Source organism: Micromonospora sp. U56 (assembly GCF_018070095.1).
GTDB classification, from domain to species: Bacteria; Actinomycetota; Actinomycetes; order Mycobacteriales; family Micromonosporaceae; genus Micromonospora; species Micromonospora purpureochromogenes.
In genome coordinates this window covers 1-13,321 of record NZ_JAGPYL010000062.1, presented here as the reverse complement: position 1 = coordinate 13,321, position 13,321 = coordinate 1, and the positions used below count along the sequence as shown (strand labels likewise).

At 73.9% G+C, this 13,321-nt stretch carries 13 protein-coding genes; 4 read left to right on the top strand and 9 right to left on the bottom strand.

Features of this window, described 5'->3' with window-relative positions:
* Nucleotide 1: 1 nt before the first annotated feature.
* From KBX37_RS20425 to KBX37_RS20415, 3 genes are all read right to left on the bottom strand, one after another.
* Nucleotides 2-580 carry a hypothetical protein gene (locus KBX37_RS20425; protein WP_210777538.1) on the bottom strand — a complete coding sequence of 193 codons (579 nt, stop codon included), beginning with the start codon at nt 578-580 and terminating at the stop codon, nt 2-4.
* Nucleotides 581-618: 38 nt separating this feature from the next.
* On the bottom strand, nt 619-1,428 hold the full coding sequence (locus KBX37_RS20420; RefSeq protein WP_210777537.1) for an RNA methyltransferase: 810 nt from the start codon (nt 1,426-1,428) through the stop codon (nt 619-621).
* A gap of 69 nt (nt 1,429-1,497) precedes the next feature.
* Nucleotides 1,498-2,067: a dihydrofolate reductase family protein gene (locus KBX37_RS20415; RefSeq protein WP_210777536.1), complete on the bottom strand. Its 570-nt coding sequence runs from the start codon at nt 2,065-2,067 to the stop codon at nt 1,498-1,500.
* Nucleotides 2,068-2,185: 118 nt separating this feature from the next.
* Here KBX37_RS20415 and KBX37_RS20410 point away from each other — a divergent pair, with 118 nt between their 5' ends.
* Both KBX37_RS20410 and KBX37_RS20405 read left to right on the top strand, forming a co-directional pair.
* The gene (locus KBX37_RS20410) at nt 2,186-2,818 is read left to right on the top strand and encodes a thymidylate kinase (RefSeq protein ID WP_210777535.1); all 633 of its coding nucleotides are present in this window, start codon (nt 2,186-2,188) and stop codon (nt 2,816-2,818) included.
* Between the two features lie 76 nt (nt 2,819-2,894).
* Nucleotides 2,895-4,313 carry a transposase gene (locus KBX37_RS20405; RefSeq protein WP_307849137.1) on the top strand — a complete coding sequence of 473 codons (1,419 nt, stop codon included), beginning with the start codon at nt 2,895-2,897 and terminating at the stop codon, nt 4,311-4,313.
* A gap of 11 nt (nt 4,314-4,324) precedes the next feature.
* Here KBX37_RS20405 and KBX37_RS20400 read toward each other — a convergent pair whose 3' ends face one another.
* A complete protein-coding gene (locus tag KBX37_RS20400; RefSeq protein WP_210777533.1) occupies nt 4,325-4,804 on the bottom strand; it encodes an SRPBCC family protein in 480 nt (159 codons plus the stop codon).
* 156 nt (nt 4,805-4,960) lie between these two features.
* Between KBX37_RS20400 and KBX37_RS20395 the strand changes: the two genes are divergently transcribed.
* A complete protein-coding gene (locus tag KBX37_RS20395) occupies nt 4,961-5,380 on the top strand; it encodes a GNAT family N-acetyltransferase (RefSeq protein WP_210777532.1) in 420 nt (139 codons plus the stop codon).
* Between the two features lie 63 nt (nt 5,381-5,443).
* Here KBX37_RS20395 and KBX37_RS20390 read toward each other — a convergent pair whose 3' ends face one another.
* From KBX37_RS20390 to KBX37_RS20375, 4 genes are all read right to left on the bottom strand, one after another.
* Nucleotides 5,444-7,609 (bottom strand): transglycosylase domain-containing protein, encoded by a 2,166-nt coding sequence (locus KBX37_RS20390; RefSeq protein ID WP_210777531.1) that lies wholly within the window; start codon nt 7,607-7,609, stop codon nt 5,444-5,446.
* Between the two features lie 297 nt (nt 7,610-7,906).
* A complete protein-coding gene (locus KBX37_RS20385) occupies nt 7,907-8,698 on the bottom strand; it encodes a hypothetical protein (protein WP_210777530.1) in 792 nt (263 codons plus the stop codon).
* Between the two features lie 152 nt (nt 8,699-8,850).
* Nucleotides 8,851-9,957 (bottom strand): SPFH domain-containing protein, encoded by a 1,107-nt coding sequence (locus KBX37_RS20380; protein WP_210777529.1) that lies wholly within the window; start codon nt 9,955-9,957, stop codon nt 8,851-8,853.
* Between the two features lie 5 nt (nt 9,958-9,962).
* Nucleotides 9,963-10,436: an NfeD family protein gene (locus tag KBX37_RS20375; RefSeq protein ID WP_210777528.1), complete on the bottom strand. Its 474-nt coding sequence runs from the start codon at nt 10,434-10,436 to the stop codon at nt 9,963-9,965.
* 91 nt (nt 10,437-10,527) lie between these two features.
* Here KBX37_RS20375 and KBX37_RS20370 point away from each other — a divergent pair, with 91 nt between their 5' ends.
* Complete coding sequence (locus KBX37_RS20370; RefSeq protein WP_210777527.1) at nt 10,528-11,841, top strand: serine hydrolase; 1,314 nt, start codon at nt 10,528-10,530, stop codon at nt 11,839-11,841.
* A 424-nt stretch (nt 11,842-12,265) separates the two neighbouring features.
* Here the strand turns inward: KBX37_RS20370 and KBX37_RS20365 are convergent, their stop codons facing one another.
* On the bottom strand, nt 12,266-13,078 hold the full coding sequence (locus tag KBX37_RS20365; protein ID WP_154936086.1) for a DUF3097 domain-containing protein: 813 nt from the start codon (nt 13,076-13,078) through the stop codon (nt 12,266-12,268).
* Between the last annotated feature and the right edge of the window lie 243 nt (nt 13,079-13,321).

Genomic DNA, 13,321 nt, shown 5'->3' with positions numbered 1-13,321 from the left:
GTCACCAGCTCGCGGTCCAGCCGTACCAGCCACCGCCGAGGGGCCAGAACATCGGCGACTCGAAGGAACCGTTGTGCAGGGAAGGGCTGGGGCCGCCCGGCAGGTAGGCGAAGCCGGCGTCGTTGAAGAAGGCCCCATTCTTCTCGTAGAAGATGACCCCGCCGGGCACGAGATAGGCGGTGGTGATCCGGTAGCTGCCGATCCGGGCCGGCGCCTCCACCCGGTCGAACGTCGTCGCCGCAGTCGACTCGGGGAGGCGGGCCGCGACCGCCTCGAACGCGCCCCGGCTCAGCTCCCAGCGGGATTGCAGCGGGGCCCGTGTCACCAGCAGGGTCAGGGTGACGGCCGCCATCACCGGGGCGACGAGCAGCCACCACGGCCACGTCCGGCCGGCACGGTGGGACAACTGCGCCCCGACGGTCCAGAGCAGTGCCGCCACGGCGAGCACGGTGAGGCCGATCAACGCGACGATCACCGAGAAGCCCGGAACGCTGAACGCCCAGAGCAGGATCAGCGCCCCGCAGCCCCCGACCGCGTGAGCGGTCCACACCACGCGACGGAGGCTCGCGGCCAGGCTCACGCCGCGACCCTACCGGCGCGGTGGCCGGCCGTGGGGGCTCAGAACGGGTCGTCGCGGCCCAGCTCCCAGCAGGCCACCGCGGTGGCGGCGGCGACGTTGAGCGAGTCGACGCCGCGGCGCATCGGGATGACCACCCGGGCGTCGCTGGCCTCCATCGCCGCCCGGGTCAGCCCGGCGCCCTCCGCGCCGAGCAGCAGCGCGGCACGGGCCCGCTGGGCGGCGTCGAGGCGCTGGATGGGCACGGCGTCCGGGGCCGGGGTCATCGCCAGCACGGTGAAGCCGGCCGCCCGTACCTCGGCCAGCGCGTCGGGCCAGGGCTCCAGCTTCGCGTACGGGACGGCGAAGACCTCGCCCATGCTGACCCGTACGCTGCGCCGGTAGAGCGGGTCGGCGCAGGTCGGCGAGAGCAGCACCGCGTCCACGCCGAGCCCGGCCACCGCCCGGAAGATCGCGCCGAGGTTGGTGTGGTTGTTGACGTCCTCCAGGATCACCACCCGGCGGGCGGTGGCCAGCACCTCGGCGGCGGCCGGCAGCGGCTTGCGGCGGAACGAGGCGAGCACGCCCCGGTGCACGTGGAAGCCGGTGGCCCGCTGGAGCACGTCCGGGGTGGCGGCGTAGACCGGCGCGTCGCCGGTGTCGAGGTCGGCGACCTGGTCGACGCGCTTGGCGTCCACCAGGTACGACCGGGCCGGGTAGCCGGCGCGCAGCGCCCGCCGCAGCACCAGCTCCCCCTCGGCGATGAAGAGCCCGTGCGGGGGCTCCCAGCGGGTACGCAGCTCGACGTCGGTCAACGCGCGGTAGTCGGCGATCCGGTCGTCGTCGGGGTCGGTGATCTGGTGGACGGGCACGGCGACGATTCTGCCGGGTGCCCGTGGCGCGGTGGCCGGGGCGGGTCGCCGGGGCGACCCGGGCCACCCTCACCCCGCCGCACGCTCATAGCGCAGCAGCACGGTCCGGCCGTCGAAGACGCGCGACCCGGCCAGCCGCAGGTCCAGCCGCTCCGGGCCGCCGGGGAAGACCGGCCGGCCGCCGCCGAGCAGGACCGGGTGCACGATCACCTGGTACTCGTCGATCAGGCCGAGCGCGGTCAGCGCGGCGGCGGCGCCGGAGCCGCCGGTGAGCAGCAGGTCCCCGCCGGGCTGCTCCTTGAGCGCGGTGATCTCCTTGGCGAGGTCGTCGCCGCCGACCACCTGCGCGTCCCACTCGGCCCCGGTGAGCGTCCGGGAGACGACGACCTTCGGGGTCCGCCGCCAGATCGGCGCGAAGGCCAGGTCGTGCGGGTCCGTCGACATCGACTCGGCGCGCGGCCAGTACCAGGACATCATCTCCCAGACCTTGCGCCCGTAGGCGAAGGCGCCGGCCCGGTCGGTCAGCTCCAGGGAGTACGCGGACAGCTCCGGCCCCATCGACGGCCAGTCGAACTCGCCGTTCGGGCCCTCGATGAAGCCGTCGAGGGACTGGTGGACCCAGTGCACGACCTTGCGCATGATCTCTCCTCACGCCCGGGCGCCCCGGTGGGCGCTCTCCGGGTGGGTCGGAGCGGGGCACCGGTTCCCGACAGCTCGGCGGAGATTTTCTTGCCCGGGCCGGCTAGCGTGCCGGGGCATGGCCCGTCCCGTGATCATCGCGCTGCTCGGGGTCGACGGCTCGGGCAAGTCGACGCAGGCCCGGGCGCTGGCCCGGCGGCTGTCCGAGCGGGGTGTCCCGGCGACGTACTTCGAGAACGCCGGCGGCCGCCCGGTGTGGAACCGGCTGGCCCACCGGCTCGGGCGGCGCGACGGCGGGCATCTGTTCGGCCGGCGCCTCTACCCGGCGCTGGAGGCGGCGGTGCGCTGGCTGGCCGTGGCCCGGGCGGTCGCCGGGGTCCGGCTGACCGGCCGGGTGGGCGTGATGGACCGCTGGACCTGGTGCCAGTACGTGATCATGCGAGCCCGGGGCGACCGGGGCGTCCGGCTGGTCCGGGCGGCGTACGCGCTCTTCCCCCGTCCCGACCTGGTCTGCTTCCTGGCGGTGTCGCCCGCGCTGGCGCAGCGGCGGGTGCACGAGCGGGGCATCGACACCGAGGAACTGGGCCACCTGGCCGCGCTCGACGCCGCCTACCGGGCGCTGCCGGAGTTCACCGACTTCCGGGTGCTCGACGGCGAGGCCGACCCGACCGCGGTCGCCGCCGCCCTGGACCGGCTGGTCCGGCCGCTGGTCACCGGCGGGTCCGGGGACCGGGCGCGACCCGGCGGCTAGAGCGGTGTCCACTAACGTTCGCCGGGTTCGCCGCCCCTTCAAGGAAATGTCGTAGGGGTGGTGTTGGGTTCGGTTCGTGCCTCGTCGTCGGGATCCGTCCGCGCCGCCGGTCGTGCATCGCACCGCGCGCGTCGCGGTGCGGGTGACATCGGGGCAGCGGCGGCGGTGCTTCGGGCTGCTCCGCTCCGCTGGTGACGTGTGGGCGTGCGTGCTGGAGGTCAACGCCTGGCGGCGCCGCCGTAGGGACGCGCCGTTGGTCGGTTATCAGCAGTTGTGCCGGGAGTTGGCGGCGTCCGGGCCGGGCACGTTCGCCGAGCTTGACTCCACGGGTGCCCGGTCGGTGTTGCGCCGGTTTTCGGATGCGTGGTTCGCGGCGGCGAAGCGCCGCAACGGCGGTGACCTGTCGGCGCGGTTCCCGCGTCGCCGACGTGGGTTGGTGCCTGTGCGCTGGTATCACGGCACGTTCACCCGCCGGAGGGTGCGCATCCCCACCGCCAAAGGCACCCCGCCGCTATGGGTCCGACTGGGGCGAGACCTGCCCTATCCGGTGGAACAGATCCGGTCGATCACCCTGCTCTGCGAGGGCGGCCGGCTGTTCCTCGACGTCACCGCCGCAGTCGCCGTCACGACCTACCCGCCCGGTGAGGAGCCGGATCCGGCCCGGGTGGCCGGGGTGGATCTGGGGATCATCCACCCCTACGCAGTAGCCGGCCCCGACGGGGAGGGGCTGTTGGTGTCCGGGCGGGCGATCCGCGCCGAACACCGCATGCACCTCGCCGACACCAAAGCCCGCCGCCGCGCCGTCGCCCGCCGGGCACCCAAGCCAGGTGAGCGGGGATCCCGGCGGTGGCGGCAGCACCGCCGCCGGGCACGCCTCGTGGAGGGTCGGCATCGGCGGCGGGTCCGCCAGGCCCAGCACGAAGCCGCCCGCACCGTCGTGTCCTGGTCGGTGCGCCAACGCGTCGGTGTGCTGCACGTCGGCGACCCCCGCGGGGTGCTCGACCTGCCTACCGGGCGGCGGCACAACCTGCGGCTGCGGCAGTGGCAGATCGGCCGGCTCATCCAGGTCCTCACCGAAAAGGCCACCCTGGCCGGCATCACCGTCCGGCTCGTCGACGAACGCGGCACCTCCTCCACCTGCCCCACCTGCCGACGGCGGGTACCGAAACCCCGAGGGCGGACCCTGTCCTGCCCACACTGCAGATTCTCCGGCCACCGCGACCTCGTCGCGGCCGCCACCATCGCCACCCGCACCCCGGGCGGCGGACCCACCACCAAGACAGCCGCCGTGCTGCCCCAGGTGGTCACGCACCGTCGAGCAGGCCGCCACCTACCCGGCGCCGGCCAGTCCCGACGTGACCCCCGCCGCCCCACGCACCACCAGCGGCGTAAGGGTCAAGTTGGCCCGCGGAGGCCCGCCCCACCACCCGGAGGGGAGTCGCTCGCCGCCACGGCGAGGATCCACAACACCCACCGCAAATCCGGTGAACGTTAGTGGACACCGCACTAGGCGATCGTCCTGCCGCCTCCCGGCCCCGGCCCGCCACGCTCCCGCTCCAGCAGCGCCTTCAGCCGGGCCAGGTCCTTCCGGTTCGCCCGGCGCATCGCCGCCGCCATCACCGGGGCGGTCACCGTCGCGAAGCCGCGGGGCTCGCCACGGTTGCGCAGGGTCATCCGGGTGCGCCCCTGGCCCTGCGGTTCCCAGCGGTAGGTCGTCTCCATCGGAAACGGACCCTGCGCGGTCCGCATGACGAGCCGCTCGCCGGGAACCAGTTCGACGATCTCGTACGTGTAGGCCAGCCGCCGACCGAGGAAATGCGCGACGAAGGCGAGACGGGACCCGACCCGCAGTGGCGGAGGCGTGCGCCACTCCACCGACTCGATGTTCACGTACCAGGTGGGAGCGTTGCCGGGGTCGCCCGCGTACGCCGCCACGTCGGCGACCGGCCGGTCGATCACGATCTCCGTCACCACGTCCACTGCCATGGCGGCACTCCCCTCGGCGGGCATCCCTCGTCCGGGGCCCACGGTGGCGGTTCCGGCGCGGGCGGCCGCCCCTCATTCTGGCCGCCCTCCGGTCACGGCGCCCGCGCTACGGGGAACCCACGACTCGGATCGACAGCACCGACCTAGGCTTCGATCATGGAGTACCGACTGGTCGACCGGCTGCCCACCGTCGAGGAGTTCGTCGCGGTGACCGGCGCCGTCGGCTGGGCCGACGCATACGACCCGGCGGCGATCCCCGCCTCGCTGGCCGCCTCGCTGCACGCGGTGGTGGCGGTGGAGGGCGACCGGGTGATCGGGCTGGGCCGGCTGATCGGCGACGGGGCGATCTACTACTACCTGCAGGACCTCGCCGTGGTGCCGGAACGGCAGCGCCGGGGGGTGGGGGCCGCCATCCTCGGTCGGCTGGAGGAGTGGATCGCCGGCCGCGCCTCGGCGCGCACCTTCGTGGGGCTCTTCGCCGCGGGTGGGTCGGTCGCCCTCTACCGGCGCTTCGGCTACGCCGTCCACGAGGACATGACCGGTATGTTCCGGGTCGGCCCGCGCCGCACCTCCTGACCCGGTGACGGTCACCGTCCCCGAGCGGGGAACGGTGACCGTCCACGATCGTGCGGCCGGGTGTCAGCCCCGGCGGTTCTGCAGCCAGCGCAGGATGTCGTCGGGGATCTCCTGCTCGCGCCTCGGCTCGTCCGGGCGGGGCGCCGGCTTCGGCTGGGGGCGCTGTGGGTTGCCGGCCCGCTCGCGGCTCGGCGCGGTGAAGTCGCGGACCGGCTGGCCGTCGACCGCGGCGCGGATGGTCCGGGCGACCGCGTCGATCACCTTGCTCTGCACCGCGGCGCCGACGGCGTCGCTCGGGTCGTCCGGGTTGGCGGCGATCCCGGCGACCGCCACCTGCGGGGTGAACCCGACGAAGGTCTCGGTGGCGTTCTTCTCCGAGCTGCCGGTCTTGCCGGCGACCGGCCGGCCCACGATCCGGCTCACCCCGGTGGCCGTGCCGCCGTCGCACTGCGCGTACGCGGACTGCTGCCCGACCGGGCAGCGCGCCGCGTCGGTCGCGGCCCGGGCGATGTCGGCCTCCAGCACCCGCTTGCAGGACGGCTGGCCGACCGGCACCTTCGTGCCGTCCGGCGCGGTCACCGACATCACCGGGGTCGGGGCGCAGTACGTCCCCTCGGCGGCCACGGTGGCGTACGCGTTGGCCAGGTCGAGCGGGGTGGTGGCGGCCACGCCGAGGGTGAACGCGCCCCAGTCGGCGGCGTCGTTCGCGGCGAAGTCGGCGTCGGCCTCGGCGCGGAAGGTGATGCCCAGCCGCTGCGCCATCTCCACCACCTTGTCCTGGCCGACCTGCTCGGCCAGCCAGACGAAGTAGGTGTTCACGGAGCGGCCGAAGCCGTCCCACATCATCCGGTAGCCGTCCATCCGCTCCGGGTTCGCGTTGGCCGGGCACCACCTGCCGTCGCAGCTGCCCTCGCCCTCGGCGGCGTACCGGGTGGGCAGGCGGCTGGGGGCGTCGAAGCCGGTGGCGAGGGGCTTGCCGGCCTCCAGCGCGGCGAGCATGGTGAACATCTTGAAGGTCGAGCCGGCCTGGTAGCCCTCGACGCCGCCGCCGCCGGAGATCAGCGGGTTGACCGTCTCGTTCTCCGCCACGCCGTACCGGCGGTTGACCGCCATCGCCAGCACCCGGCCGGTGCCCGGCTCGACCGCCGCGATCGGCACCGCCCGCGCGTCGTCGTCGGCGTACACCTTGCGGGCCTGGCTGGCCGCGGTGGCCTGCACGTCCGGGTCGAGCGAGGTGACCACCCGGTAGCCGCCCCGGCGCAGCGCCTGCTCCCGCTCCTCGGCGGTGGCGCCGAACGCGGGCTGCTCCAGCCACCACCGGCGCAGGTAGTCGCAGAAGAAGCCGGCGTCGTCGGTCCGGGTGGCCACGCAGCCGTTGGGCTGGGCGGTCGGCCGCAGGGTGGGCTTCTCGGCCCGGGCCTGCGCCCCCTGGGCCTCGGTGATCACGCCGGTGGCGACCATCGCGTCGAGCACGTACCCGCGCCGGGTCAGCGCCGCCTCGGCGTCGCCGTCGATCGGGCTGTACTCGTCGGGCGACTGGACCAGGCCGGCGAGCAGGGCGGCCTCGCCGAGGGTCAGGTCCGCCGGGGCCTTGCCGAAGTAACGCTGGCTGGCCGCCGCGACGCCGTACGCCCCGGAACCGAAGTACGCGATGTTCAGGTAGCGGTTGAGGATCTCGTCCTTGCTGAGGGAGTCCTCCAGCGCGGTGGCGTACCGGATCTCCTGAAGCTTGCGCCCGACGGTCTGCTCGGTGGCGGCCTGCCGCTCCCCGGCGGTGCGGCTGGGATCGGTCTTGAGCACGTTGCGGACGTACTGCATGGTCAGCGTCGAGCCGCCCTGCGCCGAACCGCCGGTCAGGTTGGCGACGACGGCACGGGCCAGGCCGCGCAGGTCGGCCCCGCCGTGCGAGTAGAAGCGCCGGTCCTCGGCGGCGACGATCGCCTGCCGCATCACCGGGGCGATCTCGGCCAGCGGCACGTCCGTGCGGTTCACGTCGTAGAACGTGGTGAGCAGCGTCGTGCCGTCGTTGGCGTAGAGGTAGGACCGCTGCGGGGTGGCCGGCGTGCGCAGCGCCGCCGGCAGCTCGTCGTACGCCCCGAGGGCCGCCTTGGTCACGGTGCCCGCGAGCAGGTTGCCCGGCAGCGCGGCGACCGCGAGGACGAGGCCGGCCAGCAGGCCGGCGAGCAGCACGGTGAAGAGCCGCGACAGCGGCGACCGGGGTCGGGGCATGGTGTCCAGGATTGCCAGCAATTCGTGAAGCGGGCCACCCCGGCACGCGATTGTCAGCTAACTCACCGTGACCTGCCAGCCATCTCCCCGCCCCACACCCCTGGCGTCCCCGCTCCGCCCTGTCATCCCCTCTGCACCCCCGCGCCCCCCGCACCCCCATCACGGCCCTCGTGTCCCCGCCCGCCCGACTGCCTAGCGTTGATCAAGAGGTTTGCGTCAGCTGGCGGCCATTCCCCGACACAAACTTCTTGATCAACCGGCGAAGGCGGGCGCTGGCTCGGGGCGGGGGCGGGGGGGTCAGGCGGCGGGGAGGGGGCCCGGGGGGCCGCTGGTCGAGGTGGGGACGCTGGCGGTGGCGGCGTCGCGGGCGATCGCGGCGGGGACCAGCCGGCCGGAGCGGTAGCCGATCCCGATGCCCGAGATCAGGACGAAGATGGCGCCGAAGGTCTGCAGCGAGCCGATCAGCGCGCCGCCGAGGCCGAGCAGCGGGGCGGCGATCATGAGCATCACGCCGTCACCCATCGAGAACATCCCGGAGCGGGCCACCGACCAGCCGGTGAACAGCCAGCCGGCGCTGTAGAAGGTGGCGCCGACCAGGACCAGCATCCGGGCTGTCGTGCCGAAGACCGGGGTCTGCTCGGCCAGCCCGGCGAAGGGCAGCATCAGCACGGTGCCGGCGATGCTGACCAGCAGCCCGGTGACGGCCACCTTGCGGTCGCGGGTGGCGGCGAGCAGCCCGGTCAACGCCAGCAGGGCGAGCAGGCCCAGCCAGACCGCGGCCACCCAGCCCACCAGGTAGAGCGGCCGGCCGTCGGCCGGGTACGGGTCGTTGCCCACCCCGCCGTCGCTGGCCATCGCCACCACGCCGTACAGCACCGCGTACGCGGGCAGCAGCCACACCGACGCGCGGGCGAAGCGCCGCAGCGACCACGCCCAGCTCGCGTTGGTGGCCGGCGCCGCGGGACCCGGGTCGCCGACGAAGGGCAGCACCCCGAACCCCCCACCGGTACGGCGGGTGCCCAGCGGGCCGGCGGGATCGTGCGCGCCGGGGACGGGGGTGCTGGAGAAGAGCCGCTTCGCCGGGTCCATGGTCACCTCGCTCGCTCCGACGGGCGGCGCGGGGACGCATCCGGCGCCCCGGCTCCTGTCCACCACCCGTCCATCAGACCGATCGTGGCAGGCGCCGGGACGCCGTATGAGTGTTTCTCGCATTTGCCGTCCGGGGTCGGACGGCGCTCGGATCAGCCGCGGGCGCGCTGGTCGGCCGGGTCGTTCACCAGGCTCTCCGGCGAGACCGGCTCCGGGGCGGGCAGCCCCTGCGGGGCCTTGCCGCCGGTGGCCTGCGCCTCGGCGACGCGTACCTCGTCGTGGATCGCCTGGGCGGCGGTGGCCGCCGCCCGGGCGGCCTCGGCCGCCTCGCGCTCGACCTCGCTGGCGGTGTTGGAGGCCTCCGGCGTCGGCTCGTCGCCGACCATCCGGCTCAGCCCGCCGAGCGCCCCGCCCATGCCCTCCAGGGCCTTGGTCAGCTCGGCCGGGACGATCCAGACCTTGTTCGCGGTGCCGTTGGCGATCTGCGGCAGCGCCTGGAGGTACTGGTAGGCCAGCACCTTCTGGCTCGGGTTGGCCTGGTGGATGGCGTCGAAGACGGTACGGATCGCCTTGGCCTGACCCTCCGCCTGGAGGATCCGGGCCTGCCGGTCACCGTCGGCGCGCAGCACCGCGGACTGCTTGTCACCCTCGGCGGTGAGGATCTGCGACTGCTTGTGCCCCTCCGCGGTCAGGATCGCCGCCCGGCGGTCCCGCTCGGCACGCATCTGCTTCTCCATCGAGTCCCGGATGCTCGCCGGCGGCTCGATCGCCTTGATCTCCACCCGGGTGACCTTGATGCCCCAGCGCCCCGTGGTCTCGTCCAGCACCCCGGAGAGGTGCCGGTTGATCTCCTCCCGGCTGGTCAGCGCCCGCTCCAGGTCCAGCGAGCCGATCACGTTACGCAGCGTGGTGACGGTGAGCTGCTCGATGGCCTGGATGAAGTTGGCGATCTCGTAGGTGGCCCGGACCGCGTCGACCACCTTGTAGTAGAGGACCGTGTCGATCGACACGACCAGGTTGTCCGAGGTGATCACCGGCTGCGGCGGGAAGCTGACCACCTGCTCGCGCATGTCGACCTTGGTACGCACCGCATCGATGAACGGGACCAGCAGGTTCAGGCCCGGGTTCAAGGTGCGCTTGTACTTTCCGAGCCGCTCCACCACGTCCTGACGCTGCTGCGGCACGATGCGTACCGCCTTGACCAGCGTCACCACGACGATCAGGGCCACGGCCACCAACAGGACCGCTGCAAACTCCATACCGCTCACCTTTTCGCTTCCGGCAGCTCGCCGGGGGAGGAAATGTCGTCCTGCCACACCAGGGCGGTGGCGCCCCGGACCTTGATCACCTGCACCCGCTCACCGGGCTCGAACGACTGCGTCGCGTCGAACGGCCGGGCGCTCCACAGCTCACCGTCGATCTTGACCAGGCCGTGCCCGTCGTCGACCCGCTCCAGCACCAGCGCGGTGGCGCCCTCCAGCGCCTCCACCCCGAACGCCTGCTCGCCGGTCTCCAGCGCGCTGCGCGCGTGCCGGGCGATGACCGGCCGGACCAACGCCACCGAGAGCACCGACACGGCGGCGAACACCAGCGCCTGCACCGGGACCGGGGCGCCCAGCGCGGCGGCCCCGGCGGCGGCGAACGCGCCGGCCGCGAACATGATCAGAAAGAACGTCGTCGTGAAGATCTCGGCGACGCCCAACAGCACACCCAATACGACCCACACCACGGCGTCCACCAGTCAATCGTGACACGCCGACGCACGCCGCGCCGACCCCCATGATCAGTAAGCTCGCCGGGGTAGGCCACGACCGACCGAGGAGAACGCCGTGCCCCTGCTGCCCGAGACCGTCCGCCGGGCCGACGCACTGGTGGCGCAGGCGCAGTCCACCGGCCGCGCGCCGTCGCTGGTGCTGGGTGTCGTCCGCGACGGGACGCTGGCCCACCTCGCCACCGCCGGGGACCACCCGCGTCCCGACGCCGACCTGCAGTACCGGCTCGGCTCGATCAGCAAGACCATGACGGCCACCCTGGTCATGCAGCAGCGCGACGCCGGTCGGCTCGCCCTGGACGATCCGCTGGAGCGGCACCTGCCCGGCACGCCGGTCGGCGCGCTGACCCTGCGCCAGCTCCTCGGGCACGCCGGCGGGCTGCAACGCGAGCCGGACGGGCAGTGGTGGGAACGGACCGAGGGCGGCGACCTGGCCACGCTGGTCGCCGGGCTGACCCCCGAGAAGATTGCGTACCCGCCGCACCGGGCGTACCACTACTCCAACCTGGCGTACGGGCTGCTCGGCGGGGTGCTGGAACGGATCACCGGCACGCCCTGGGCGGAGCTGACCCGGGAGCGGCTCCTGACGCCGCTCGGCATGCATCGCACCACCTACGACGCCACCGAGCCGTACGCCCGCGGCTACGTGGTGCACCCCTGGCACGACACGCTGCGGGAGGAGCCCCGTACCGACACCGGGGCGATGGCGCCGGCCGGGCAGCTCTGGTCCACGGTGGCGGACCTGGCCCGCTGGGCGGCGTTCCTCGCCGACCCCGTGCCGGCCGTGCTCGCCCCGGAGACGCTGACCGAGATGTGCGCGCCCGTGGTGATCAGCGACCCGGACTCGTGGACCGGCGGGCACGGCCTCGGAATGGAGCTCTACCGGGAGGGCGACCGGGTCTACGTCGGACACGGCGGCTCGATGCCCGGGTACGTCGCCGCGCTGGCCGTGCACCGCCCGAGCCGTACCGCCGTGGTCGGCTACGCCAACGCGTACGGCCTGCGCTCGGCCCACCTCGGCGGGCTCGCCCGGCAACTGCTCACCCTGGTGCTCGACACCGAGCCCGAGCCGGTGACGCCGTGGCGGCCGGCCGCCGCGCCGCCGGCCGGGGAACTGGCCGAGCTGACCGGCCGCTGGTGGTGGATGGGCGTCGAGTTCGAGTTCCGCGCCGACCCGGCGGGCGAGCTGTGGGCCGGCCGGGTCGGCGAGCCGGTGCTCCGGTTCACCCCCGAGGGCCCGGACCGCTGGCGGGGCCGCACCGGCGCCCAGGACGGCGAGCTCCTCACCGTCGTCCGCGACGAGGCCGGCCGGGCGGTCGCCCTCGACATCGCCACGTTCGTCTTCACCCGCACCCCCGACCAGGAGCCCTGAGCGCCGGTCCGGACCCGGGCAGGCGGCCTCCTTGCCGGGATCGGGACGAAGGAAGCCGGCCGGGATCGGCGAGGACACCGCCCGGCACTCGGAGGACGCCGCCAGGGCAAGCTGCTGTGGCGTCGTCCCGGCAGAAGATGGCCTGTGGCGGACTACGAACCTGACGACGCAGACGACTCACTCGCCTGAATCGTTCACGTCATCAGGTTCGTAGCGTCGCGGACCCTTGTGGCATACCCGGAGCTGCCCGACCTGCTCGATGACGGCTGCCGGACGCGGCGCTCCCAGCCCGGCGCCAGTTCGCCTGGGCGAGCGGCCATCGGAGGACATGACGGCTCAGGGCCGCCGCACCCCGCCAGAAGCAGGACCGGCGCCATGCGACCAACCGCCAACAGGCGGCGGCAAAGGGCGAGGGGGCGGGCGGTCAGCCGGGCTCGGTGACGAAGTCGATCAGGCGTTCCATCGCGTTGATCAGCGGCGTCTCCACGTCGGCGAAGCTGTCGACGCGGGACAGGATGTGCCGCCACATGTCCGCCGGCTCGGCCACCCCGAGCGCCGCGCAGACGCCCTCCTTCCAGGGCCGCCCCGGCGGCACCACCGGCCACGCCGCGATGCCCAGCGCCGCGGGCTTCACGGCCTGCCAGACGTCGACGTACGGGTGGCCGGTGACCAGCACGTGCGGCGAGGTGACCTTCGCCACGATCCGGCTCTCCTTGGAGCCGGGCACCAGGTGGTCGACCAGCACCCCGAGCCGCCGGGTCGGTCCGGGGCCGAAGTCGCGCACCTCGGCGTCGAGGGCGTCGATGCCGTCCAGGGGCTCGACCACCACGCCCTCGATCCGCAGGTCGTCACCCCAGATCCGCTCCACCAGGGCGGCGTCGTGCACGCCCTCCACCCAGATCCGGCTCGCCTTGGCCACCTGCGCTCGGACGTTGTCGAGAGCGATCGAACCGGAGGCGGTCCGCCGCCGGGCCGCCGGCACCGGGGCGCGGGTCGGACGGCGCAGCGTCACCGGCCGGCCGTCGAGCAGGAACGCCGCCGGCAGCAGCGGGAAGTTGCGCCGCCGACCGTGCCGGTCCTCCAGCACCACCGCACCGGACTCGAACCCGACCACCGCGCCACAGAAGCCGGAGTCGGCGTCCTCGACCACCAGGTCCGGCTCGGCGTCGACCTCCGGGGTCACCTTCCGCCGCCGCCAGTCCCCCGCCAGCACGTCCTCGCCGTATCGCCGCGCCATGTCGATCAAACTAACCGCCGCCCCGGCGCGCCGCCCGCCGACGCGCCGCCGCACCCGCTCCGGCCCGGCCCGAGCCCGGCCCGAGCCCGAGCCCGTCGATCATGAAGTTATCGCCCCGACACGCCGGGCGGCGTCAAGTGGTGAGTGCAATCGTCAGGGCGCGATGAGTTGAGCCAGGCGCTGGGTTGGGGTTGCCCAGCTCAGCGTCTGGCGGGGGCGGGTGTTCAGTTCGTGGGCGACTTC

Coding starts and splice junctions, on each gene's coding strand:
- KBX37_RS20390 (WP_210777531.1), bottom strand. CDS start 7,609: ATGCCCCGACCCCGGTCGCCGCTGTCGCGGCTCTTCACCGTGCTGCTC.
- KBX37_RS20365 (WP_154936086.1), bottom strand. CDS start 13,078: ATGGCGCGGCGATACGGCGAGGACGTGCTGGCGGGGGACTGGCGGCGG.
- KBX37_RS20400 (WP_210777533.1), bottom strand. CDS start 4,804: ATGGCAGTGGACGTGGTGACGGAGATCGTGATCGACCGGCCGGTCGCC.
- KBX37_RS20385 (WP_210777530.1), bottom strand. CDS start 8,698: ATGGACCCGGCGAAGCGGCTCTTCTCCAGCACCCCCGTCCCCGGCGCG.
- KBX37_RS20410 (WP_210777535.1), top strand. CDS start 2,186: ATGGCCCGTCCCGTGATCATCGCGCTGCTCGGGGTCGACGGCTCGGGC.
- KBX37_RS20395 (WP_210777532.1), top strand. CDS start 4,961: ATGGAGTACCGACTGGTCGACCGGCTGCCCACCGTCGAGGAGTTCGTC.
- KBX37_RS20380 (WP_210777529.1), bottom strand. CDS start 9,957: ATGGAGTTTGCAGCGGTCCTGTTGGTGGCCGTGGCCCTGATCGTCGTG.
- KBX37_RS20415 (WP_210777536.1), bottom strand. CDS start 2,067: ATGCGCAAGGTCGTGCACTGGGTCCACCAGTCCCTCGACGGCTTCATC.